General features: G+C 67.7%; 21 protein-coding genes and 1 tRNA gene. 7 read left to right on the plus strand and 15 right to left on the minus strand.

The features are described 5' to 3' along the window. Positions 1–1,116 (minus strand): benzoylformate decarboxylase (gene mdlC, locus JHD82_RS09180; protein WP_269848136.1); only part of this gene is annotated, 1,116 nt, incomplete at its 3' end. Positions 1,117–1,246: 130 nt separating this feature from the next. On the opposite strand from mdlC, the gene JHD82_RS09185 reads away from it, so the two are divergent. Beyond that, the gene (locus tag JHD82_RS09185; protein ID WP_199136122.1) at positions 1,247–2,176 is read left to right on the plus strand and encodes a LysR family transcriptional regulator; all 930 of its coding nucleotides are present in this window, start codon (positions 1,247–1,249) and stop codon (positions 2,174–2,176) included. 178 nt (positions 2,177–2,354) lie between these two features. Beyond that, positions 2,355–3,137 (plus strand): 3-hydroxybutyrate dehydrogenase, encoded by a 783-nt coding sequence (locus tag JHD82_RS09190; protein ID WP_012203473.1) that lies wholly within the window; start codon positions 2,355–2,357, stop codon positions 3,135–3,137. Positions 3,138–3,185: 48 nt separating this feature from the next. On the opposite strand, the gene JHD82_RS09195 is transcribed toward JHD82_RS09190, so the two are convergent. The 10 genes from JHD82_RS09195 to JHD82_RS09235 all read right to left on the minus strand — a co-directional run bounded on the left by JHD82_RS09195 (position 3,186) and on the right by JHD82_RS09235 (position 11,543). Then, positions 3,186–4,181: a tripartite tricarboxylate transporter substrate-binding protein gene (locus JHD82_RS09195; protein WP_199136124.1), complete on the minus strand. Its 996-nt coding sequence runs from the start codon at positions 4,179–4,181 to the stop codon at positions 3,186–3,188. A gap of 10 nt (positions 4,182–4,191) precedes the next feature. Further along, positions 4,192–5,073: a carboxylating nicotinate-nucleotide diphosphorylase gene (nadC, locus tag JHD82_RS09200; RefSeq protein ID WP_199136126.1), complete on the minus strand. Its 882-nt coding sequence runs from the start codon at positions 5,071–5,073 to the stop codon at positions 4,192–4,194. Positions 5,074–5,197: 124 nt separating this feature from the next. Then, positions 5,198–6,148, minus strand: a complete 951-nt coding sequence (locus JHD82_RS09205; protein WP_034390572.1) for a membrane protein — start codon at positions 6,146–6,148, stop codon at positions 5,198–5,200. Between the two features lie 198 nt (positions 6,149–6,346). Beyond that, the gene (locus JHD82_RS09210) at positions 6,347–7,495 is read right to left on the minus strand and encodes a YhcG family protein (protein ID WP_012203469.1); all 1,149 of its coding nucleotides are present in this window, start codon (positions 7,493–7,495) and stop codon (positions 6,347–6,349) included. Further along, a complete protein-coding gene (locus JHD82_RS09215) occupies positions 7,492–7,638 on the minus strand; it encodes a hypothetical protein (RefSeq protein WP_199136128.1) in 147 nt (48 codons plus the stop codon). The genes JHD82_RS09210 and JHD82_RS09215 overlap by 4 nt, the downstream gene beginning before the upstream one ends. A gap of 288 nt (positions 7,639–7,926) precedes the next feature. Continuing rightward, entirely contained in the window at positions 7,927–8,664 is a 738-nt protein-coding gene (locus tag JHD82_RS09220) for an SMI1/KNR4 family protein (protein ID WP_233174678.1), read from the minus strand. A gap of 27 nt (positions 8,665–8,691) precedes the next feature. Then, positions 8,692–8,814 (minus strand): hypothetical protein, encoded by a 123-nt coding sequence (locus JHD82_RS30285; RefSeq protein ID WP_269848137.1) that lies wholly within the window; start codon positions 8,812–8,814, stop codon positions 8,692–8,694. Further along, positions 8,811–9,353 (minus strand): CbrC family protein, encoded by a 543-nt coding sequence (locus JHD82_RS09225; RefSeq protein ID WP_199136130.1) that lies wholly within the window; start codon positions 9,351–9,353, stop codon positions 8,811–8,813. The genes JHD82_RS30285 and JHD82_RS09225 overlap by 4 nt, the downstream gene beginning before the upstream one ends. Positions 9,354–9,512: 159 nt before the next feature. Further along, the gene (gene ychF, locus JHD82_RS09230; protein ID WP_012203464.1) at positions 9,513–10,607 is read right to left on the minus strand and encodes a redox-regulated ATPase YchF; all 1,095 of its coding nucleotides are present in this window, start codon (positions 10,605–10,607) and stop codon (positions 9,513–9,515) included. Positions 10,608–10,676: 69 nt separating this feature from the next. Then, complete coding sequence (locus tag JHD82_RS09235) at positions 10,677–11,543, minus strand: MOSC domain-containing protein (protein ID WP_199136132.1); 867 nt, start codon at positions 11,541–11,543, stop codon at positions 10,677–10,679. Between the two features lie 174 nt (positions 11,544–11,717). Between JHD82_RS09235 and JHD82_RS09240 the strand changes: the two genes are divergently transcribed. From JHD82_RS09240 to JHD82_RS09260, 5 genes are all read left to right on the plus strand, one after another. Further along, complete coding sequence (locus JHD82_RS09240) at positions 11,718–12,863, plus strand: FAD-dependent monooxygenase (protein WP_170962085.1); 1,146 nt, start codon at positions 11,718–11,720, stop codon at positions 12,861–12,863. 146 nt (positions 12,864–13,009) lie between these two features. Next, positions 13,010–13,726 (plus strand): DsbC family protein, encoded by a 717-nt coding sequence (locus tag JHD82_RS09245; protein WP_034390564.1) that lies wholly within the window; start codon positions 13,010–13,012, stop codon positions 13,724–13,726. A gap of 129 nt (positions 13,727–13,855) precedes the next feature. After that, positions 13,856–15,781 carry a M61 family metallopeptidase gene (locus tag JHD82_RS09250; protein ID WP_199136134.1) on the plus strand — a complete coding sequence of 642 codons (1,926 nt, stop codon included), beginning with the start codon at positions 13,856–13,858 and terminating at the stop codon, positions 15,779–15,781. A 74-nt stretch (positions 15,782–15,855) separates the two neighbouring features. Next, positions 15,856–16,635: an enoyl-CoA hydratase gene (locus JHD82_RS09255; RefSeq protein WP_012203459.1), complete on the plus strand. Its 780-nt coding sequence runs from the start codon at positions 15,856–15,858 to the stop codon at positions 16,633–16,635. Positions 16,636–16,765: 130 nt separating this feature from the next. Beyond that, a tRNA-Met gene (locus tag JHD82_RS09260) sits at positions 16,766–16,842 on the plus strand. A gap of 94 nt (positions 16,843–16,936) precedes the next feature. On the opposite strand, the gene JHD82_RS09265 is transcribed toward JHD82_RS09260, so the two are convergent. The 4 genes from JHD82_RS09265 to JHD82_RS09280 all read right to left on the minus strand — a co-directional run bounded on the left by JHD82_RS09265 (position 16,937) and on the right by JHD82_RS09280 (position 22,017). Then, the gene (locus tag JHD82_RS09265; protein ID WP_141830178.1) at positions 16,937–18,139 is read right to left on the minus strand and encodes a DUF1513 domain-containing protein; all 1,203 of its coding nucleotides are present in this window, start codon (positions 18,137–18,139) and stop codon (positions 16,937–16,939) included. Further along, positions 18,123–19,217 carry an imelysin family protein gene (locus JHD82_RS09270; RefSeq protein ID WP_199136136.1) on the minus strand — a complete coding sequence of 365 codons (1,095 nt, stop codon included), beginning with the start codon at positions 19,215–19,217 and terminating at the stop codon, positions 18,123–18,125. Before JHD82_RS09270 ends, JHD82_RS09265 begins: the two co-directional genes overlap by 17 nt. Continuing rightward, positions 19,217–20,716, minus strand: coding sequence for a di-heme oxidoredictase family protein (locus JHD82_RS09275; RefSeq protein WP_199136138.1), 1,500 nt, complete (start codon positions 20,714–20,716; stop codon positions 19,217–19,219). The genes JHD82_RS09270 and JHD82_RS09275 overlap by 1 nt, the downstream gene beginning before the upstream one ends. A gap of 104 nt (positions 20,717–20,820) precedes the next feature. Then, positions 20,821–22,017: an imelysin family protein gene (locus tag JHD82_RS09280; RefSeq protein ID WP_071954426.1), complete on the minus strand. Its 1,197-nt coding sequence runs from the start codon at positions 22,015–22,017 to the stop codon at positions 20,821–20,823. Positions 22,018–22,592 lie beyond the last annotated feature (575 nt).

The following is a 22,592-nucleotide window of genomic DNA, read 5'->3' on the forward strand; positions in this document are numbered from 1 at the left end:
CCCCCCCCCCCCCCCCCCCCCCCCCCCCCCCCCCCCCCCCCCCCCCCCCCCTTTTAGATGTGTATAAGAGACAGGTGCGGGCGCGGGGCGCTGCAGCAGCTCCTCCACGCCCATGCGCACATTGCCCACGGCGGCCGTGCCCACAGGGGCCCAGGCGGCAATGGCCGGGTCTTCGATCAGCTGGTAGAGCGCCGTGCCTTCGGGGATGTGCGGGCCCTCGCCTTCCACGTGGTAGGTGAAGGCGGCCGCGCCCACGGCGAAGACCACGTCATGGCCGGACAGCAGCTGCACGATGCGCTCGCGCATGGCGGGCAGGAAGCCGGCGAACAGGGGATGGTCCTCGGGGAAGCTGCAGCGCCCGCTCATGGGGGCCACGAAGACGCGGGCCTGGTGGCGCTCGGCCAGCGCGACCACGGCATCCCAGCCCTGGGCCCGGTCCACGGCCGCGCCCACGACCAGGGCCGGGGCACGCGCGGCGTCCAGCGCCTGGCCGATGAGGTCCAGCGTGCGCGGATCGGGCCGCGTCTCGAAGCCCACATGGCGCAGCGTGACGGGCTCGGCCGGCTTGTCCCAGTCATCGGCGGGAATGGAGACCAGCACGGGGCCGCGCGGCTCCTGCATGGCGATGTAGTAGGCGCGCGCCAGCGCCTGGGGCACGTCTTCGGCGCGCGCGGGCTCGCAGCTCCACTTCACATAGGGCTTGGGCAGCTCGGCGGCCTGGTTGGAGTGCAGGAAGGGATCGAACTGCAGCAGCGAGCGCGCCTGCTGGCCCGCCGTGATCACCAGGGGCGTGCGGTTCTTGAAGGCCGTGAAGATGTTGGCCATGGCATGACCCACGCCCGCGGCCGAGTGCAGGTTCACGAAGCTGGCATTGCGCGTGGCCTGGGCATGGCCGTCGGCCATGCCCACGACGACGGTTTCCTGCAGGCCCAGCACATAGGAGAAGTCTTCGGGGTAGTCGCGGAACAGCGGCAGCTCGGTCGAGCCCGGGTTGCCGAAGATACGCGTCATGCCCAGCTCGCGCAGCATGGCGATCACGGCATGGCGCACGGTGTAGGTCGCGGTGGAAGAGGATGCCTCGGCGGGCTGGCTGCGCGGTGTGGTGGGTGCTTGCAAGATGGGGTCTCCTGGGAAATGGGCCGGCCGCCCGGTGCGTGCCGCGCGGTGGCCATGGAAGTCGGTGCCCATGGTGCAGGCGCTTATGATTTCCAGCAATTGAATAAACCATCTAAGAGATATTCACCAAATGGATATCAAGAACCTGGACCTCAACCTGCTGCGCGTCTTTGACGCCGTGTACCGCCACTGCAGCGTCAGCCGCGCGGCCGAGGAGCTGGGCATGTCCCAGCCCGCCGCCAGCCAGGCCGTGACGCGGCTGCGCCTGCTGCTGGGCAACCCGCTGTTCGAGCGCGCGCATGCGGGCGTGCGGCCCACGCCGCGTGCCGAGCGCCTGGCGCTGGCCGTGCGCCAGGCACTGGAGACGCTGGAAGTGGCCATGTCCGAGGCCCAGAGCTTCGAGCCGCTGCAGGCGCGCCAGCGCTTTCGCATCCACCTGAGCGACATCGGCGAGGCGCGCTTTCTGCCGCCGCTGATGCAGGCGCTGCACCAGCGCGCCCCGCATGTGCAGCTGGAGACCCTGCCCATGCCGCTGGACGGCATTGCCGATGCGCTGGACCGGGGCACGCTGGACATCGCCATCGGCTTTCTGCCGGGTGGCACGCGGACCCGGCAGACCGTGCTGCTGTCCGACCACTACGGAGTGCTGCTGCGCAGCGGCCACCCCGCGCTGGCGCACCTGCCCGAAGACGCGCCACTGGCGCTGGCCACGCTGCGCCAGCTGGATTTCGCGGCGGTGCGCTCGCATTCGGAGACGCTGCGCATCCTGCAGGCGCTGCGGCTCGACGAGCGCATCCGCCTGTCGGCAGCACACTTCATGGCCGTGCCCTCCATCGTGGGCAAGACCGACCTGGCGGTGATCATGCCGGCCGAGATCGCGGCCGGCTTTGTCGAGCGCGGCGGCTATGCGGTGCGCGATGCCGACCTGCCCGATCACCGCTTTGACGTGTCGCTGCACTGGAGCTGGCGCTTCGAGCAGGAACCGGCCAAGCGCTGGCTGCGCGAACTGGTCTGCGAGCTGTTCCAGCAGCCCCGGCACCGCGAGGCCGCCGCGCCCTGAAGGGCCGGCCGTCACGGCCATGACTTGCGGGCTGCCAACACTGGGGAGCGGGGCCTGCCGACTCAGTTTCGTCTAAGAAACCGGCGCCAGACTGGTCCCTGCGCCGACAAGGGCACGCGGCCGGCCCGCCGAAGATGGGCACCGGCCTGTTTCATCCACTCTCCAGGAAAGACTCACCATGCAACTCAAGGACAAGGTCGCCTTCATCACCGGCTCGGCCAGCGGCATCGGCAAGGAGATCGCCACGCTGTTCGCCAGCGAGGGCGCGCGCATCGTCATTGCCGACCTCAACAAGGAGGCGGCCGATGCCACGGCGGCCGAGCTGCGCGCCACGGGAGCGCAGGCCATGGGCGTGGCCGTGGACGTGACCGACGAGGCCCAGGTCAACGCCTCGGTCGAGGAGGCCGCCCGGGCCTTCGGCGGCATCGACATCCTGGTCAGCAATGCCGGGATACAGATCGTGCATCCGGTGGAGGAATTCAGCTTCGCCGACTGGAAGAAGATGCTGGCCATCCATCTGGACGGGGCCTTCCTCACCACGCGCGCGTGCCTCAAGCACATGTATGCGCAGGGCCGGGGCGGCAGCGTGATCTACATGGGATCGGTGCACTCCAAGGAAGCCTCGCTGCTCAAGGCGCCCTATGTCACGGCCAAGCACGGCCTGATCGGGCTGGCCAAGACCGTGGCCAAGGAAGGCGCCAAGCACGGCGTGCGCGCCAATGTGATCTGCCCGGGCTTCGTGCGCACGCCGCTGGTGGACAAGCAGATTCCCGAGCAGGCCCGCACGCTGGGCATCAGCGAGGACGAAGTCATCAAGAACGTGATGCTCAAGGAAACCGTGGATGGCGAGTTCACCACCACCGAGGACGTGGCCCGCGTGGCCCTGCTGTTCGCGGGCTTTCCCAGCAATGCGCTGACCGGCCAGTCGCTGGTGGTCAGCCACGGCTGGTTCATGCAGTAAGTCGCCAGCCGGCCCTTCTCTGGCTCTTCTCTGGCTCTTCTCTGGCCCTCAATCGGCCTTCAGGCCCAGCGCGCGGGTCACGGCGGCATAGCGGTCGATGTCGGCCGCGATCAGCGCCTGGAATTGGCCCGGTGTCTGCCGCGCCAGGGTGTAGCCCTGATCGCGCAAGCCAGCGCTGACGGCGGGATCGGCCAGCGCCTGCTCCAGCGTGTCATGCAATGCCTGCACCGTGGCCCGGGGCGTGGCGGCAGGTGCCAGCAGGCCGTGCCACTGCTCCACCGCAAAGCCCGGCAGGCCGCGCTCGGCCACCGTGGGAACGCCGGCCAGCTGCGGCAGTCGTTGCGGCGCCGTGACGGCCAGGGCGCGCACGCGGCCTGCAGCGATCATGGTCGCAGCACTGCTGGCCGTGACCATGCCCGCCGCCACCTGGCCTGCGGCCACGGCCGTGATGGCCGGGCCGCAGCCCTTGTAGGGCACATGCTGCACAAAGCGCTTCGCGTCGCGGGCCAGCATCTCGCCGGCCAGGTGCTGGGGCGTGCCGTTGCCGCAGGAGGCGAACAGCAGCGGCCGTTCCTGGCGCGCCTGGGCCAGCGCATCCTCCAGCGTCTGCAGCGCGCTGTCCGCAGGCACGACCAGCACCGAGGCGATGGAGCCTGCGTTGAACACTGCCGTGAAGTCCTTGCGCGGGTCGAAGTCCAGGCGTTCGTAGACACCGGGGTTGATGGCGAACGAGCTGTTGGCCATCAGCAAGGTGCTGCCGTCCGCTGCGGCCTGGGCCACGGCATGGGCGCCGATGTTGCCGCTGGCGCCGGGCCGGTTCTCCACCACCACGGGCTGGCCCAGGCGCTGCTGCAGCTGCTCGCCCAGGCGCCGCGCCAGCAAGTCCGTGCCGCCGCCCGGCGGAAACGTCACGACGATGGTGATGGGCCGCTCGAAGCGCGTGCCGGCCTTGCCGGGCGCCGCCAACCACAGCCCCGATGCGCCCGCCAGCAGCGCGCAGGCCGCCAGCGTCCAGAGCCCCCGCCCGCGCAAAGAAAATGCCATGGCCGAGTCCTCAGGTGTCAAGGCCGATGTCGAGAACCCGGGCGCTGTGCGTGATCCAGCCCACGGCGATCTGGTCCACGCCGGTCTCGGCCACGGCGCGCGCCGTCTCGGGCGTGATGCGGCCCGAGGCTTCGGTCACCGCGCGCCCGCGCGCCATGCAGACGGCCGTGCGCAGCGTGTCCAGGTCCATGTTGTCCAGCAGCACCACTTCCACGCCCAGGGACAGCGCCACCTCCAGCTGCTCCAGCGTGTCCACCTCCAGCTGGATCTGCACCATGTGGCCCACGCCCGCGCGCGCCCGGGCCAGGGCTTCGGCCACGCCGCCGGCCAGCGCGATGTGGTTGTCCTTGATCAGCACGGCATCGTCCAGGCCGAAGCGGTGGTTGCTGCCGCCGCCCACGCGCACGGCGTATTTCTGCAGCGCACGCAGGCCCGGCATGGTCTTGCGCGTGCAGGTCACGCGTGCGCCCGTGTCGGCGATGGCCCGCGCGATCGATGCCGTGGCCGTGGCCACGCCGCTCAGGTGGCACAGGTAGTTGAGCGCCACGCGCTCGGCGGTGAGGATGGCGCGCGCGCTGCCGTGGATGCGCGCGATCTCCTGGCCGGGCGCCAGTTCGCTGCCATCGCGCAGCACCGGCTCGAAGCGCGACTGCGCATCCAGCGCACGGAACGCCAGCCGCGCCATGTCCAGCCCGGCCAGCACGCCCTCCTGGCGCGCCACCAGGCGCAGTTCGGCCTGTGCGTCGGCAGGGACGATGGCATCCGTGGTCAGGTCGCCCGCGCGGCCCAGGTCTTCCAGCAGGGCCGAGCGCACCAGCGGCTCCAGCATCAGGTCGGGCAGCGGCGGTACCGGCAGGCGGGCACTGAGGGCAGTGGCAATATTAATGCTCATTTTGAGTATATGTAGGTCAAAAAAATGTGGCGCGCGGCCTTGCGGGCTTGAGCGAGGAACTTATGCTAGATACGAGCATAAGTGCTGTCAAGCCATTGTCACAATCGGGCAAGTGCCGTGCGGCTCAGGGGGAACCGTCGATGCCCTTGGCCAGGGGCAGCTTGCTGCCGGAGATGGCGCGTTCCAGCAGCACATCGCTGCGAAAGCGGAACAGCTTGGCCGGCCGGCCCGCCGAACCCACCGTGAGCTGGCCGGTTTCCTCGACCAGATCCTGCTGCTCAATCAGCCTGCGGAAGTTCTGCTTGTGCAGCCCGCGCCCGGCCAGGGCCTCCACCGTCTGCTGCAGCTGCAGCAGCGTGAACTCGGGTGGCATCAGCTCGAACACCACGGGCCGGTACTTGATCTTGGCGCGCAGCCGCGCCATGCCCGTGGCCAGGATGCGGCGGTGGTCGTGGTGCATGGCCTCGCCGGGCAGCATGGCGGCCGCGCCATGGACGCGGTGAGCCGCCTCCTGCACCAGCCCGGCCTCGTACAGCAGCTCGTAGCGCTGCAGCACCATGTCCTCGTTCCAGGGCCCGCCGTCCAGGCCGAAGGCAATGTCCGCGCGCTGGCGCCGCAGCGCACGCTGGGCGCCGCGCGCCTCGGCCATCCAGGCATGCAGGCGCGGAGCGATGTGGGAGCGCAGCAGGGCCGGCTCGCCGCTGCGCCAGTCTTCCCAGGGAAAGTAGCGGTACCAGTCCTGCCAGACGGCCTGCCCCGCGCTGCGGTCCGCGGATTCGCGCGTCAGCCCCAGGTAGCTGACCGAGATCACGCGCGCCCCGCTGGCATCGGTGCGATCGCCATCGGCAAAGGTGTAGAGCTGCTCCATGTAGCCCAGCGGGTGATGGGTCTGCTCCTCCACCCAGGCGCGCAGGCCGGCCTGCAGCGAACGGTGCCCCACCTCGAACGGCCCCGCCGGCAGCAACTGCCCGTCCGCCGTGGTCAGCACGCGCGGCGTGCCCTGGGTCACGGCCGCCAGCACGGCGACGAGTTCGGCATGGATGGGAGAGGCTGCGGGACTGGTGGGGTGGGGCACGAAGGTGAGGGCGGTCGGTTGGCGGGATGGGTGATTATGGTGGGTTGCAGGGGCAGCTTCGAGCCCGGCACAGCAGACCGCCACAGGCCATCAGACGGTCAAATTCAACCTGTTGAGCGCTGGCGTGTTTTTCTATCGCATGACTACCCGCGGCGTTCGAGCTGTCGCGGGTACTTTTCCAGCAGCCCGGCGGTGTGCTCATTCATGCCCGCCTCCCAGCTCGCGCTCGATCTGTTCGATGCTGGGCAGGCTGCTTTGCAGGGTTTCCGGCAAGGCACGGGTGAGCTCGAAACCGGAAACGCCGATGGGCTTGTCCACGCCGCGCAGCGCATACTCGGCCAGCACGTGATTGGGTTTCTGGCACAGGATCAAACCGATGGTGGGTTGGTCGGTTGCGTGTCGCAACCTGTCGTCCACAACGTTGCAGTAGAAGTTCATCTTGCCCGCGTATTCAGGCTTGAAATCGCCCCGCTTGAGGTCGATGACCACGTAGCAACGCAGCTTGAGATGGTAGAACAGCAGGTCTATGTAGAAATCGTCTCCGGCAAGGTCCAGGTGATATTGGCGCCCCACGAAGGCGAAGCCCTGGCCCAGCTCCAGGAGAAATTTTTCCAGATGGGTGATCAGACCGGTTTCCAACTCACGCTCATGGAAACCTGATTCCAACGTCAGGAAGTCGAACAGGTAAGGGTCCTTGAGCGTTTGCTGTACCAGGTCGGAATCCGGCGGAGGCAGGCGCAAGGCGAAGTTGCTGGCAGCTCTGCCTTGTCGCAGGTGCGCGGCTGTTTCGATCTGCATCAGCAGGACACTTCGGCTCCAACCGTTTTCGATGGCTGCGCACATGTACCAATGGCGTGCGCCCGGCTCCTTGACCTTGGCGATCAGCTCGGCATGGTGGCCCCACGGCAGGGACAGCAGAACATCAGCAGCAAACACCTGTGCGCCATCTGCCGCCACCCCCGGCGCCAGGCGGCTTTGTGCCACAGCCTGTGGCACTTTTTCGCCGGGGGCAAGTTGTGCCACGGCCTGTGGCACTTTCTCCGTGCTCCCGGCTGTGGCGGCCAGAGAGGGATACTCGCGATAAAAAGCCAGCATGCGCTTGATGTTGCGCTCGGAAAAACCTTTTTCCTCCGGCAGTTCGTTGTGCAGATCCTTGGCCAGCCGAGGGATGACTGCGGCACCCCAGCCTTCCCGTTTCTGGCGCTGGTCGATCAGTGCCCCGATATCCCAATACAGGCGGATCAATTCGGCATTGACCGCCAGCATGGCATGCGTCTGGGCATGGCGGACACGCTGCTTGATATCGGCCAGCAGCGCCGGATAGTCGGCGGGCAGGTGGGTACTCATACTTCGCCCCCGCTGGTGGCCCTGAGTGCGGCCGGAGAGAATTCTTCGCGCACCTCGGTCCGGGCGTCACATCCAGCCTTTTCCATAGCCTGCGTGATGAACTTGGTACAGATATCGCGTTCGCCAAGCGCCTGCTTATCCATAGGACGTGATTCCTTTCTTGCTGGCGTTACCTTGCTCGGGCCTGTCTTTTCACCCTGTCGGGTGACGACGGGTCATCTTACGGCGCTCGCTCCGAAACAGCCTGGGCCTCTGCAGAGCGATCCGGCACGATCGGAAGCTCAATGTCCAGGCACCCCGCGGGACATCTGCCTTGCATTCCCGCAGAAGAGTTCGGCACGGATGGGAGGGGCTGCGGAACTGGAGGGTGGAGGCGGTCGGTTGGCGGGATGGATGACTATGGTGGGTTGAAGGCGCCGGTCTGCCCCCGGTCAGGCTTGCGCGTTCACACTGCCGCCGATGTACTGGTCCACCATGGCCTTGGCCTGTCCCAGGCTGCAGTCATGCTCGCTCTGGCAGGCCCTGATGGCCGCCATCTTCTGCAGGGGGTCGGCGGCAAGGGTGCGCCAGTCGATCTTTGCGGGCTCTGGCGCAGGGCCTGGCCGCGCGCCTCCCTCCTCCACCGAACGCACTTCCCAGCGCGCCACGACGGGAAAGGAAAGGTCCACGGCAGGCAGCCGGTCCAGTTCGGCCGCCAGTTCATCCTGTGAAATCAATGAAGCCACCTGGCGAACACGCGCCCGGGGCCCATCGCGCCAAGGCCTGATCTCCAAGGGACGCCGGCAGAAATCCTGCAGATAGTCACCCAACTCATGCTTCATGAAGCGCGTGGTCTGTGCGACATCGGCCCGCAACAGTTGCAAAGCCTCCGGCTGCGAGAAGTCATCCAGCTGATCGCTCAGGTCCGCAAAGGCCTGCAGAAATCCCGCGCAGACAAAGTCATCGAAGCAGGCGTGCGAAAGACTGCTGGCCTCGTCATCGTGCAACACCAGCGCCACGCCCACGCCATGCGTGTCCAGCGGCGTCAGGCACCAGGCATCGCCAGCACCCGACTGGGCAAATGGCAGAAAGCTCCGGCCGTTCTGTGCGCCAGGATGAAGCCAGCCCTCGATGATTTCCCGGCTGGCTTCGGCGTCTATCCATTCGAAGTCCTGCCAACTCATGAACAAGGGCGGGTCCTGCAGGCAGCGCTGGCGTCAGGTGGCGGCCCAGTCCGGACCGTAGACGGTCTTTCCCGATGCCAGGAGGTCGCTCAACAGCGGCGGCAGCGCAATGCCGGTCTGGATGGAGAGGTCGGCGTAGGTGGTCATTGGATTCATCCCACGTCCATATGCAGCCGATGCCGGCCGCAATGCACGCACCGGAAAAGGCAGCCGGAAATCATGCCGTCCATGGACATGCGCTCCAGCATCCACTGCGCATCGTTCCTGTAGCTGCCTTCGATGTCGGGCAGGACTTCTGCGAGGAAAGGCTCGACGGCCTGCCTGTCGGCGTGACCCAGGAAGACACAGGGTGCGTTGCAGTGCGTGAGCCACACAGGCTGCTGCCAGGCCCTATAGCCGGGCGTGCGCTGCGCGATCTCCAGCAGCAGCTCCCTGGCGATGGTGGGCTCGGGGTCTGCCGGATCAGGCGACACGCCTTCGATATCGGTATATCCCACAAGTTCGCCGTCGTATGTCTCGCAAGCCTGCCCGCTGGCAATGCACCAGGGACACAGGTAGTCGGGGCTTTGCTGGCTGTAGAACGGGCCTTCGTACTTGAGGCTGCGGTTTTGTCCGCAGCAGGAACACACACCCTCTTCCTGCTCGAAGACGGTTTCATAGGCACCGGGATGGAATCTGAAATGCGGGCGGTCCATTTCAAGGTCTCTCTTTCCCCAATGGAAAGGCGCCATTGTCCATGGACGTTCGGTGCGTGGGACCGAATCGATCCAGGCATGAAAAAACCGCGCACAAGCGCGGTTTCCTGAGGTGGGCGAGAACTGCTTTTCAGCAGTTCTGCCGCGGCATCCGTTGCCTCAGACGTTGAACAGGAAGTTCATCACGTCGCCATCCTTGACGACATATTCCTTGCCTTCGGCGCGCATCTTGCCCGCGTCCTTGGCGCCTTGCTCGCCCTTGAAGGCGATGAAGTCGTCAAAGGCGATGGTCTGGGCACGGATGAAGCCGCGCTCGAAGTCGCCGTGGATGACGCCTGCGGCCTGGGGGGCGGTGTCGCCGACCTTGATGGTCCAGGCGCGCACTTCCTTGACGCCGGCCGTGAAGTAGGTCTGCAGGCCCAGCAGGCCGAAGCCGGCGCGGATCAGGCGGTTCAGGCCGGGTTCTTCCAGGCCCAGTTCCTGCAGGAACATGTCGCGGTCCTCGTCGCTCATCTCGGCCATTTCAGCCTCGATCTTGGCGCAGATGGCCACGACGGGAGCGCCTTGTGCCTCGGCATAGGCCTTGAGGCTGTCGAGCAGCGGGTTGTTCTCGAAGCCGTCTTCGCTGACGTTGCCCACGAACATGGCGGGCTTGGCGGTGATCAGGCAGAACTGTTTGAGCAGGGGCGCGTCTTCCTTGGAGACGGGCACCGTGCGTGCGGGCTTGCCCTGGTCCAGGGCAGCCTGGATGGGGGTCAGCAGCGCCACCACCTTGGCGGCTTCCTTGTCGTTGCCCGACTTGGCGGCCTTGCTGTAGCGGTTCAGCGCCTTCTCGACGGTGGCCAGGTCGGCCAGGCACAGCTCGGTCTGGATGACCTCGATGTCGGCGATGGGGTCCACCTTGTTGGCCACGTGGATGACGTTCGGGTCTTCGAAGCAGCGCACCACGTTGACGATGGCGTCGGTCTCGCGGATGTGGGCCAGGAACTGGTTGCCCAGGCCTTCACCCTTGGAGGCGCCGGCCACCAGGCCCGCGATGTCCACGAATTCGACGATGGCCGGGACGATGCGCTCGGGCGTGATGATGTCGGCCAGCTTCTGCAGGCGCGGATCGGGCACTTCCACCACGCCGGTGTTCGGCTCGATGGTGCAGAAGGGATAGTTCTCGGCGGCGATGCCGGCCTTCGTCAGCGCGTTGAAGAGAGTGGACTTGCCCACATTGGGCAGGCCCACGATGCCGCATTTGAGGCTCATGGCAGGGCTTTCTACAGGGATTCTGGGGACAAACCCCGTATTTTAGTCAACCGGGCATTTCCTGTCGTTTCAGGCGAACTGCCAGTCGCCGGCCACGGACTGGCCAACGACCAGTTCGGCTCCGTCGTGCAGGCCTTCCAGCACGGCATTCATGCCGAAGGTGATGGCGCCATCGACACGGTCGTCCTGGCGGTAGGTACGGATGGCATCACCCACGGCGGTGCCCTGCACGGCCGTGACGGGGTCGATGTCGGGAATGGGGCAGCGTGTGCAGGGCTTGGCCATGCGCAGCCGCAGGCCCTGGGCATCGAGCACGTCGAGCCCGTCGACCCGGTCCTCGTCATGGGCCTCCAGGCCTTCGATCACGATGTTGGGGCGAAAGCGCCGTGCGTCCACCGCGGCGTGGCCGGCCGCCTGCAGGCGCTGGTTGAGTTCATCCACGGCCGCCTGGCTCAGTACCAGCAGCGGATAGCCGTCCGCGAAGTGCACAGGTGCGGCCTCGCCCCCGGTCCAGCGCGCGCTGGTGCGGCGCGGCGCCGCCGGGTCGAAGCGCACCAGGGAGCAGTCCGTGCCCAGGGCCTGCGTCAGCCAGCGGGCGGCTTCGGGGCCCATGTCCCAGGCCTGCACCCAGTCCGACCAGACGCGCGCCCGGCGCTCCGGCCCCGTGGCCTGCAGCGCGATGCGCAGCGGCGGCTGCTGGGGAAAGTGCAGCACCAGGTGCCCGGCCTCCAGCTCGGGGCGTATCCAGGCCATGCGCGGATGGTCGCGCTGGGTCAGGAATTCGCCCTGCGCATCGACCACCATCCAGTGGCGGTCCCAGGCCAGGCCGGTGGCGCCGACGCCGCTGCTTTGCAGCGCGATGCCCGCGCAGGATTTGACGGGATATACCCACAACTGGGCAATGCGGCCCTGCACGTCTCTTTCTTGGTCAAACATCGGATAGCTCTTTGTGGGAAATCTGGAGTGTGTATGCCATCCATGGTGCGAATGGCGCCACGCGATGGGCGGCAATATGCCAGATGGCGCCACAGGCTGCGGCAGGTCATGCCAATGCCGGAGTTTGCGCCAGTTGGAATCCCCGGCATGGCCCGGACTCCTACAATGCCGGCCATGGCGCAAACCTTTGATGTATGTATACGCGGGGCCGGCATTGCAGGCCGGACCCTGGCTCTCCTGCTGGCCCGGGAACGGCTGCGCGTGGCCCTGGTGGTGGCCGCGCCGACCGGCAACGCGCCCGATGTGCGCGCCTATGCGCTCAATGCCAGCGCACGCGGCCTGCTGGACAGCCTGCGTTGCTGGCCCGATGACCAGCACGCCACGCCCGTGACGCAAATGGAGGTCTTTGGCGACCTGGACGGCCATGTGCTGTTCGACGCAGCCAGCCAGGATGTCGAGGCCCTGACCTGGATCGTCGATGTGCCCGCGCTGGAGCAGCGCCTGGCCGAGGCCGTGCGCTACCAGCCCATGGTCGAGGTGGTGGAGCAGCCCGTGGCGGCGCCGCTGACGGCCATCTGCGAGGGCCGCGCCAGCCGCACGCGCAGCGAGTTCGGCGTGGACTTCGCCGTCACGCCCTATGCACAGCACGCCATCGCCACCCGGCTGCACTGCGAGCTGCCGCACGGACAGGTGGCGCGACAGTGGTTCACGCCCGAAGGCATCCTGGCCCTGCTGCCGCTGGACGGCCCGCAAGGCCACAGCGTGGCCGTGGTCTGGTCCATCGCCCGCGAGCTGGCCGACGGCTGGCTGGCCGCCGACACACAGGATTTCACCGCGCGGCTGGAAGCCATCAGCCAGGGCGCGCTGGGCCGGCTGGAGCTGAGCGCACCGCGCATGGCCTGGCCGCTGCAGCAGGCCGTGGCCGACCACTGGTGCGGCTCCATGCCCGACGGCGATGCACGCTCGGCCCGCAGCTGGGTGCTGGTGGGCGACGCCGCCCACAACGTGCACCCGCTGGCAGGCCAGGGCCTGAACCTGGGCCTGGGCGATGTGCAGGCGCTGGCACGCGTGCTGCAGGAGCGCGGCTACTGGCGCAGCACCGGCGATCTGCGCCTGCTGCGCCGCTATGAACGCGAGCGCAAGGCCGCGCTGGCGCCCATGGGCCTGGCCATGGACGGGCTGCAGCAGCTGTTCAGCCGCTCCGAGGTTCCGGTGCAGATGCTGCGCAACTGGGGCATGAAGGGCTTCGAGCGCTTCGGCCCGCTCAAGGACTGGATGGCGCGCCAGGCCATGGGCCTGGACCCGCGCAGCGGCGCCTGAGCCTGGAGCCAAGCCGATCCCGTGCCGTTGAACCCTTTGCCGTTTTGCGACTCGTACCCCTGCTCCGTGGCGCCCCGCGCCGCGCAATCCCCCTCAACCACGGCGCGGCCGGCCTGAACGCGGCCCCGCCCACCCACCGCATTGCCATGAAACTCTTCGCCTGCCTGCTGACGGCCGCCAGCCTGACCTGGAGCCTCGGTGTCCATGCCCAGGACGCCAACCTGCGCAAGACGCTGACCGAGCGCATTCCCCAGCTGGAAAAGATCGACGAAATCCGCCCCACGCCCATGTCCGGCCTCTTCGAGGTGCGCATCGGCACGGACCTGTTCTATACGGACGCCAAGGGCAACTACCTGATCCAGGGCGAGCTGATCGACACCAAGGCGCGCCGCAATCTCACCGAAGACCGCATGAACCAGCTGACGGCGGTGGACTTCAAGCAGTTGCCGCTCAAGGACGCCGTGACCATCGTCCACGGCAAGGGCGAGCGCAAGATGGCCGTGTTCGAAGACCCCAACTGCGGCTACTGCAAGCGCTTCGAGCGCGACCTGCAGACCGTGGACAACGTCACCATCTACCTGTTCCTGTACCCCATCCTGAGCCCCGACTCGGCCGAGAAGTCGCGCAACATCTGGTGCGCCAAGGACCAGGCCGGTGCATGGGCTGACCACATGCTGCGCGACAAGGTGCCGGCCGCCGCCCAGTGCGACACCTCGGCCGTACAGCGCAACCTGGCCTTTGGGCGCAAGTACAAGATCACGGGAACGCCCACCGTCATCTTCACCAACAACACCCGCGTGCCTGGCGCCATCAGCGCCCAGGAAGTCGAGAAGAACCTGGCCGCAGCCGCAGCCGCGCGCTGACCGCCACCGGGCGGGCCCGGCGCCATGGACGCCGGGCCCGCCCACCTGATCCCCTCGGCCGGAGCTTCCCGGCTCCAGCCCGCCGCAGCGGGCCCGGGCAGCCTCCAGGCCACACCTGCAGGAGCCCGAATGACCTCTCCCCTCGCCGCCACCGCCGCTGCCACTGCCGCAGCGGACATCCACTACCGCGTGCAGGCCCTTGATGTGGACGCGCACCTGTTCAGCGTGCAACTGCACATCGCCCGCCCGGCCGCTGGCCAGACCCTGTCGCTGCCGGTCTGGATTCCCGGCAGCTATCTGGTGCGGGAATTCTCCAAGAACCTCCAGGGCCTGTCTGCCGAGCAGGACGGCCGCCCCGTCACGCTGACCCAGCAGGGCAAGAACCTCTGGCAGGCCGACTGCGCAGCCGGCCTGCCGCTGGTGCTCAGCTACCAGTTCTGCGCCTATGACAGCTCGGTGCGCACGGCCTGGCTGGACCGCCGCCGCGGCTTTTTCAACGGCACCAGCCTGTGCCTGCGCGTGCACGGCCAGGAAGATACGCCGCACACGCTGCAACTGCTTGCGTCGGATGCCACGGCATCGTGGCAGGTGGCGACCGGCCTGGACGCCGTGGACACCGATGCGCGCGGCTGGGGCCTGTACCGCGCCGCCCACTACGACGAATTGGTGGACTGCCCCGTGGAGATGGGCAGCTTCTGGCGTGGCGACTTCGTGGCCGCGGGCGTGCCGCACAGCTTCGTCGTCGCGGGCGCCGCGCCCAGCTTCGACGGCGCGCGCCTGATTGCCGATGCACGCAAGATCTGCGAGACCGTGCTGGCCTTCTGGCACGGTACGGGCGAGCAGGCCACGCCCGCGCCCATGCAGCGCTACGTGTTCATGCTCAACGTGGTCGATGACGGCTATGGGGGCCTGGAGCACCGCAATTCCACGGCCCTGATCTGCGGCCGGCGCGACCTGCCGCGCGTGGGCGAGCGCAAGGCCGCCGAGGGCTACACCACCTTGCTGGGCCTGATCAGCCACGAGTACTTCCACACCTGGAACGTCAAGCGCCTGCGCCCCGCAGAATTCGCACGCTACGACTACGGGCAGGAGAACTACACCGAGCTGCTGTGGTTCTTCGAGGGCTTCACCAGCTACTACGACGACCTGCTGCTGCGCCGCGCCGGTCTGATCGACAACGCCCAGTACCTCAAGCTCATCACGCGCACCATCAACCAGGTGATGCAGACGCCGGGCCGACACCTGCAGTCCGTGGCCCAGGCCAGCTATGACGCCTGGGTCAAGTACTACCGCCAGGACGAGAACACGCCCAACCAGACCGTCAGCTACTACACCAAGGGCTGCCTGGTCGCACTGGCCCTGGACCTGCAACTGCGCCGCGAAGGCCGCAGCACGCTGGACGACGTGATGCGCGCGCTGTGGCAGCGCTGCCAGGGCGGCCCCATGCGCGAGGCCGACGTGCTGGCCGTGCTGCAGGACCTGGGCGGGCGCAGCTTCGCGCCCGAGATCACGCAATGGGTGCACGGCACCGACGACCTGCCGCTGGCCGAGCTGCTGGCCGCGCACGGCGTGCAGGCCAAGGCCGAACCGGCGCAGACTGCCCAGCGCCTGGGCCTGCGCGTGCAGGAAAGCCAGGGCATCACCATCAAGACCGTGCTGCGCGGCAGCCTGGCCGAGCGCGCCGGCTTCATGGCGGGCGACGAATGGCTGGCCATCGAGCTGCCCACCGGCGCCGAGGACGTACAGCCCGCGCGCTGGCGCATCACCCGGCTGGACGACGTGGCGCTTTATGCAGGCACGGCCCTGGATATCGTCGCCTGGGTGGCCCGCGACCGGCAGATCCTGGCCTTGACCCTGCCCTGGGGCTCGGGCCTGCTGTCCGAGGCCGCCGCCATGGTGGAGAAAACGGACAACGGCGATGCAAAAGCTGCCACATCCGGCACCCTGGCGGCGCCCGCCCCCAGCAATCTCGGACTGGAAATCACGGACGAGGAGACCGCTGGACGCTGGCTGGCCGGGCACACGGGCAGCGCGCAGGCGCCTGCCACACCCTGAACAGCGCATGCCGCCCCGCGCCGCCGGCCGGTTATTCTTGAGGATCACGACGACAACCCCAGCAGGAGACTCCCTTGGCCTACGAAATGATTGAAGTTCGCGTCGAAGCCGACAAGGTCGGCATCATCACGCTCAACCGCCCCAAGCAGCTCAACGCGCTCAATGACCAGCTCATGGACGAGCTGGGCCAGGCCCTGCAGGCCTTCGATGCCGATGAGGCCATCGGCTGCATGATCATCACCGGCAGCGAGAAAGCCTTTGCGGCTGGCGCCGACATCGGCGCCATGGCCAAGTACAGCTTTGCCGATGCCTACAAGGGCGACTACATCACGCGCAACTGGGAAGCCATCCGCTCCATCCGCAAGCCCGTGATCGCCGCCGTCAGCGGCTTTGCCCTCGGCGGCGGCTGCGAGCTGGCCATGATGTGCGACTTCATCATCGCCGCCGACAACGCGAAGTTCGGCCAGCCGGAAATCAAGCTGGGCGTGATCCCCGGCGCCGGCGGCACGCAGCGCCTGCCGCGCGCCGTGGGCAAGTCCAAGGCCATGGACATGGCCCTCACGGCCCGCATGATGGACGCCACCGAAGCCGAGCGCGCCGGCCTGGTCAGCCGTGTCGTGCCCTTCGACAAGCTCATGGACGAAGCCCTGGGCGCCGCCATCATCATCAGCGGCTTCTCGCAGATCGCCGTCATGGCGGCCAAGGAATCGGTGAATCGCGCCTTCGAGGGCTCGCTGGCCGACGGCGTCATGTTCGAGCGCCGCCTGTTCCACGCGCTGTTCGCCACGCAGGACCAGAAGGAAGGCATGGACGCCTTCGTCAACAAGCGTCCCGCCAGCTTCAAGCATCTCTGAGCCGGGCTGAAAGTCGCGCTACAATGCGCGTCTTCCGGCAAGGCGCAGCAAGCCTCTCGCAAAGAAATTTCGAGAAATTTGCACAACTTGCCGGACGGGCCGAAAATTCTGCATATAATTTAGGTCTTACGGCGCTTTAGCTCAGTCGGTTAGAGCGATGGAATCATAATCCACAGGTCCGCGGTTCGAATCCGTGAAGCGCCACCAAACAAAGAAAAGGGTCTACGTGCAAACGTAGACCCTTTTTCCGTTGGTGCTGCACTCCGCCAGAGCGCGCCGTTTGCGGCGCCGCCTCCGGCTGCTAGCTGCCGCGCTCCAACGCAATCCAGTGGTTGTCCAGCGCCATGCCGGGAACCGGCACCGTGCGCAGCACCTGGCCGCGCTGGCGCAATTGGGCCTGGCGTGCGCCGCCCATCCACAGCGCGGGCTCGGCAGGCAGGGGCCGGCCCTTGGCATCCAGCGAGACACTTGCGTTGGCCACGCAGTACACACCCGGCATGGCGTCGCCGCGCAGCCAGCGGCCACTGGCCTGGCCGCTGTCGGGCACCTGCCACCAGGTGACGGTGTTCACGCGCGGGCAGCTGACGGCAAAGAGCTGGCCGTCGCAGCCTATGTCTCCGCCATAGCCGGCCAGGGGCTCGCGCCCTTCGGGCAGGGGCACGGCATGCAAACGGTGGCCATCGAACAGGGCCAGCACGGGCGCGGCGGCGCGCGCTTCGGTGTCGCGGTGCTCGGCCTGCAGCGCAATGCCCAGCCAGCGGCGCGCGGGCGCGTGGGCGACCTGCGGGCCCCAGGCCAGGTGGCGCAGGCTCAGGCGGTTGTCGTCCAGCTTCCACAGGCCGGCACGGGCGCCGCCTTCGGCCGGCAGCAGCCGTGCGATGGACGAATCCATGTGGTCCAGCTGCAGCTTGCGCCGGCCGGTTTCGGACTGCGTGGGAATGCCGCCATTGGCGACCATGAGCGTGCCGTCGGCGTCCAGCAGCAACTGGTGCGGATCCATGCCGCCCGTGCGCCATTCGGCGATCTTCTCCAAGGTGATGGCATCGCGCACGCCGATCAGTCCCTGGGCATCTTCCAGGTCGGTCTCGGTGGTGTAGAGATGGCGGCCATCGGCGCTTTCGATGACATGGCCGTTGAAGAAGCGGTCGGGCTCTATCCACTGCCACTGCGCATCCTCGGCGGCCTGTCCAGGCTTCAAGCGCACCAGCCAGTCACCGGGGCGGCGGCTGGCGAAGACCACGGAGCCGTCGCGCAGCGCGGCCATGCCATGGGCGCGCGTGGGCACATCCAGGGCCTGCAGCACCTGCAGCGGCCTGTCCACCTGCGCACTGGCCTGCACGATGCCGACACGCATCTGCTCGCCCTGCATCCAGGCCGCAGCCAGCGACCGTGCCGGGCCAGACGGCCTGGCCGCATGGGAAGTTGCCAGCGGCATGGCAGCCAGCAGCCCCATGCCCTGCAGCCAGCGGCGGCGATTCAGCGCCTGCTCAATCCCCGTCGGCATCCGAGAACCCGATGTTGACTTCCAGCGCAGGCGCCACCTCGCCTTCCATGAGGCGCTTGAGGCGCGACAGCGGCTTGGTCGCGGCATCGACGGCCTTGGCGGTCGGCTCGGTCAGGGCGCGCATGCCGGCATCGGCCTCGTTGACGGCCTTGAGCCAGCGGTCGGCCAGCGGGTTCAGGCCACGGCCGCGCAGGTAGGACTCGATGGGCACGATGTCCACGCCGGGCTGGGGCACCTTGCGGTCCACGCTCACGGCCAGCGTGCGCAGGCCCTGCCAGTGCGCGCGCCAGATCTCCAGGGTGCTGCCGCTGGCGAGATGCTCCCAGGCAGGCGGTTTGCTGCCCGCACTGCCCGCACTGCGCAAAGGCTTTTCCATGTCCGCCCAGCGCAGGCGCTCCAGGCCGCCCACCCACTGGTTGATGAACTCGGCCATGGCTTCGGTGGTGGCATCGCCGTCCTCGGACCAATCCTGGGCCGCGAGCTTGGCAAAGCCTTTGCTGAGGATGCCCATCTCGGCGCCGATTTCCTCGGCCACGAGGGTGGCATAGGCGCAGGCCGGCGTCTGCGGCTCCACGGGCTGGGTCCACAGCAGGTTCTCGAGCGCCGGGTATCCCTTGGCGGGTGCGCCGATGCGCTCCATGGCAGCCAGATCGGCGGGGGCCGACTGTATGGCCTTCTTGAGCAGGGCCGGGCGCATGGGGCGAAAGTCCACCAGACGTGCCGAGCGGCGCTCCACCAGCGGACCCAGGGCCACGGCCGAGAGGCTGCTCCACTGCCGCGACGATTGCACATAGGCCTGGCGCGCCGTCTGCAGCGTGGCAGCGGCCGATCCCGCAGGGGCCGCAGGTGCTGCGCAGTGCGCGCGCAGCGCCTGGCTCAGCGCCTGGGCGGATGCCTGCGCGGCCTTGGCCTGGGGTGCGAACCATTGGCCGTACAGCCCCTGCACGGCGTGGGCCGTGTTGTAGAAGGGAATGGCCATGTTGGCATCCACTTCCTGGGCATGGACCGGGGCGGCGGCCAGCAGCGCCAGCGCGGCGGCGCAAAGGATTTGGCGAGGCGTCATGCGCATGTCTTGCATCAGAGGGACTCCACAAATTTGACCAGGGCTTCACGGTCTTCGGCGCTGAACTGGCGCACCTGTTCGCGCGCGGCTTCGGCTTCGCCGCCGTGCCAGAGGATGGCTTCCAGCACACCGCGCGCACGGCCGTCGTGCAGCAGGCGCTGGTGGTTGTTGACATCGGGCAGCAGGCCTATGCCCCACAGCGGCGGCGTGCGCCACTGGCGGCCTGAGGCCTTGAAGTCGGGCCGGCCATCGGCCAGCGCATCGCCCATGTCGTGCAGCAGCAGGTCGGTGTAGGGCGCAATGGTCTGGCCCGACAACCCCTTGCTGCTGAGTGCCGGCAACAGCGCGGGAAACAGCTCCCCGCCGGTCTTGTACGAGGGCCGGTGGCACTGCGCACACTGGGCCTGGTGGAACAGTGCCTCGCCACGGCGCACGGCCGGGTCGCTGGCGTTGCGCCGTGCAGGCGGCGCCAGCGTGGCCTGGTAGAAGATCACGTCGTCCAGCACGCGGTCCTCGATCTCCACGCCCTCGGCGCCGTTGCCGTTGGGCGCGGCCAGGCAGTCCTTTTGTGCTGGCGTGCAGGTCTGGTGCGGGAAACGCTTCGATGTGATGCCGATATCGCCCAGGAAGGCCGAGGCCGTCTGGTGGGCAATGGAGGCCACGTTGGCCTTCCAGCCGAAGCGGCCCAGCATCATGCGTTCGCCGTAGGCATCCCAGACATAGTTGGGCTGGCCCTTGATGGGGCCGCCCAGGGCCGCCTGGGCGGCAGCGTTGGCCAGGATCTCGGACTCCGGGATGTGCTCCAGCAGGCCCAGGCCGATGACCTGGGGCGCAATGCGCGGGCTGGTCATCAGGTTGGCGGCCAGGGGGCCGTAGTTGAGCGCAGCCAGCTCGTAGACCGGCTTTTCCAGCGTGTAGGCCGTGCCGTCGGCAAAGCGGCCATGCACCTGTTCATAGCGGATGCGCAGCTGGCCCTCGCCCTTGACACCCAGCACACCCTCGGTGTTGAACTGGTCGCCATAGACCGGGTCCGGCACCGGGCTGCCGTGCGGGCCTTCGCCCGGAATGGACAGCCGCATGAGCAGGCCCGCGAAGGGCTGGGGCTTGAGCGGGTTGTGGAAGTCGGGCGGCTGGGCACGGCCGTCCTGCACATGGCAGCCGCCGCAGGAGCGCGCCAGGAAGTGCGGGCCCAGGCCATCGCGCGCCGTGGTGGAGGCCGGGGCCTGCACCCAGTTGCGCTTGAAGAAGGAGTTGCCGATGACGAAGCGCGTGCGCTCTGCATCCTCCAGGTTGGCGGCGGGCAGCGAGAAGGCGTTGCGGCCCGTGGCGTGGACCGTGGTCTGGCCGCCCGGGGGCAGGGGCTCGCCGGGTGCCGCGAACAAAAGAGCTGGATCAGGAGCTGGATCGGGAGCAGGCTGCGGTACTGGCGCGGCAGCCACCGTGTCCTGCTGTTGGGCCGAGCAGCCCATCAGGACCAGGGAGGCAGCGACCAGCAGCGATGGGGAGAGATTCATGGGTGGGGACGTCCCTGGAAAAGCCAGGGCCGCCGAACCCTTTCGGGGGCGGCGGCCTTGGCACATGGGCGCAGGAATGGATGGACGCTGGCGTGGATGTTCTTTTAGTTGGCCTTGGGGTCCACCAGGTTGAGCTGGGTGATGCCGACGGCATTGGCCGCCTCCACCAGGTCCTTGCTCTGCTGGACAAGGCTGTCGATGGTGGCCTGGATCTTGGCGCGCGAGGCCGAGTCGCGTGCGCCCTGGATGGCCTGGTCGAACGGCGCGGGAATGGCCTGGGCCGCCTGCACCGACTGCATGATCTGGCGCGTGGTCCTGTCGGCCAGCGCGCTGTCCTTGGAGGCCACCCAGTCCTTGATGCCAGGGCCTTGCAGCTCGCTGCCATCCAGGCGCTTGTAGCTGCCCTGCCAGACGTTGAGGATGCCCTGGGCATTGGTCACCGCATCGCGGTGCGTGTTGTCCGAGAAGCAGGAGTGCTCGTCTTCCTGGTCGCGGCTGGCCAGGGCCACCTCCAGGCGCTCGCCGGCCAGCTCGCCGCGCGACAGCGAACCCAGGCCCACGAAGATGCGGCGCAGCGCGTCATCGGGCTTTTTCTCGAACTGGGCGCGGAAGTTCTTGGGCGAGCCGGGCTTCCACTGGTCGGCCACGGATTGCAGGTCCTCGATCAGCAGCGCGGTCACCACCTTCAGGTACTCGCGGCGGCGGTCGGCATTGGACTTCTTGCCATCGACGAAGTCGGTGTACGGACGCGCGCCCGGCCCCTTGTCGTTCAGGTCCTGGCCCCAGAGCATGAACTCGATGGCGTGCCAGCCGGTGGAAACGTTTTCCTCGCCGTCATGCTCGTTGAGCTCGGCCAGGCGCTTCTTGGTGATGGCTTCCTTGCGGTTGTTGATGATGCCAGCGTTGGGGTTGCCTTCCACATAGTCCACATAGGACTCATCCATGGGCCAGGCGTTGATCTGGCCTTCGGGGCCTTCATCGTTGTCGATGGGGCCGGCGTAGAAGCGGAAGGCCTCGGTCTGGCCGTAGTACTCCCGGGCATCCAGCCAGGCCTTGCGTGCCTGGTTCAGGCCCTGCTCGCTGGGCGCCGCCAGAAAGGCCGCAATGGCTTTCTGCATGGTCTTGGCGGAGCTGATGGAGTCCGAGTAATTGGCGTGCACCAGGGTGCCGTAATGCTTGACCACCTCCGCAACGGAGAGGCTCTTCTTCACGGGCTGTTGAACGGTGCCGGCGGCTGCGGCCTGGCTCATCGGGGCGGCCGCGCCCAGGGCCAGGGCGGCTGCAATCAGGATGGGATGCATGGCAGAAAGGATCGGAGGTTGGAGAACTCGGAATGCCAAACTGTAATGAGAATTGTTTTTATTGGCAAAACCTGCGAGATATCGCCGCACTGCACCGCAAGGTCATAGACGGACCCGGGCAGAAATGGGGCGCGCCAGCGGCGCAATGGCCGCAGCGGGCGCCAGCCTAGCACGAGCCCCCTTGGCGCCCCGGCCAAAGACCCAGCGCCCTGGCATAAGCCCCGCAGCTTGCCTTGGCTGGCGACTTGCCTTACCATTGCGCCCGCTCGCATGGGCCGCCCTCTCCTCGCAGGGCCTGCCCACCGCCTCCAAGCCCTGATCGCCCGGCCGATTTCAGGGCTTTCGCTTTTTGCAGAAGCGGTCTTTTGGCGCTGCACCTTGCGCTCTGTCTTTGCGCGCAGCCCCTGCCATGCCCCGGCATGCCGGCCGCCCAGCTTGTTTTCCCACCAGGATTTCCCGTGCCCATCGCCACTCCAGGATGCCGCACACGCGCAGCGTGCCCGCACGCCGGCCCAGCCGGCGGCGCAGGCGTTTCGCGTGGTGCCGCACCCCAGCGAGAGCGCGCGCCGTCCTGG

Source organism: Delftia sp. ASV31, from assembly GCF_016428765.1.
Lineage (GTDB): Bacteria > Pseudomonadota > Gammaproteobacteria > Burkholderiales > Burkholderiaceae_C > Comamonas > Comamonas acidovorans.

What these genes read in the sequence shown, in the direction of transcription:
- JHD82_RS09185 (WP_199136122.1), top strand. Translation starts at nt 1,247, where the DNA reads ATGGATATCAAGAACCTGGACCTCAACCTGCTGCGCGTCTTTGACGCC.
- JHD82_RS09190 (WP_012203473.1), top strand. Translation starts at nt 2,355, where the DNA reads ATGCAACTCAAGGACAAGGTCGCCTTCATCACCGGCTCGGCCAGCGGC.
- JHD82_RS09195 (WP_199136124.1), bottom strand. Translation starts at nt 4,181, where the DNA reads ATGGCATTTTCTTTGCGCGGGCGGGGGCTCTGGACGCTGGCGGCCTGC.
- nadC (WP_199136126.1), bottom strand. Translation starts at nt 5,073, where the DNA reads ATGAGCATTAATATTGCCACTGCCCTCAGTGCCCGCCTGCCGGTACCG.
- JHD82_RS09210 (WP_012203469.1), bottom strand. Translation starts at nt 7,495, where the DNA reads ATGAGTACCCACCTGCCCGCCGACTATCCGGCGCTGCTGGCCGATATC.
- JHD82_RS09215 (WP_199136128.1), bottom strand. Translation starts at nt 7,638, where the DNA reads ATGGATAAGCAGGCGCTTGGCGAACGCGATATCTGTACCAAGTTCATC.
- JHD82_RS30285 (WP_269848137.1), bottom strand. Translation starts at nt 8,814, where the DNA reads ATGAATCCAATGACCACCTACGCCGACCTCTCCATCCAGACCGGCATT.
- JHD82_RS09225 (WP_199136130.1), bottom strand. Translation starts at nt 9,353, where the DNA reads ATGGACCGCCCGCATTTCAGATTCCATCCCGGTGCCTATGAAACCGTC.
- ychF (WP_012203464.1), bottom strand. Translation starts at nt 10,607, where the DNA reads ATGAGCCTCAAATGCGGCATCGTGGGCCTGCCCAATGTGGGCAAGTCC.
- JHD82_RS09235 (WP_199136132.1), bottom strand. Translation starts at nt 11,543, where the DNA reads ATGTTTGACCAAGAAAGAGACGTGCAGGGCCGCATTGCCCAGTTGTGG.
- JHD82_RS09240 (WP_170962085.1), top strand. Translation starts at nt 11,718, where the DNA reads ATGGCGCAAACCTTTGATGTATGTATACGCGGGGCCGGCATTGCAGGC.
- JHD82_RS09245 (WP_034390564.1), top strand. Translation starts at nt 13,010, where the DNA reads ATGAAACTCTTCGCCTGCCTGCTGACGGCCGCCAGCCTGACCTGGAGC.
- JHD82_RS09250 (WP_199136134.1), top strand. Translation starts at nt 13,856, where the DNA reads ATGACCTCTCCCCTCGCCGCCACCGCCGCTGCCACTGCCGCAGCGGAC.
- JHD82_RS09265 (WP_141830178.1), bottom strand. Translation starts at nt 18,139, where the DNA reads ATGCCGACGGGGATTGAGCAGGCGCTGAATCGCCGCCGCTGGCTGCAG.
- JHD82_RS09270 (WP_199136136.1), bottom strand. Translation starts at nt 19,217, where the DNA reads ATGCAAGACATGCGCATGACGCCTCGCCAAATCCTTTGCGCCGCCGCG.
- JHD82_RS09275 (WP_199136138.1), bottom strand. Translation starts at nt 20,716, where the DNA reads ATGAATCTCTCCCCATCGCTGCTGGTCGCTGCCTCCCTGGTCCTGATG.
- JHD82_RS09280 (WP_071954426.1), bottom strand. Translation starts at nt 22,017, where the DNA reads ATGCATCCCATCCTGATTGCAGCCGCCCTGGCCCTGGGCGCGGCCGCC.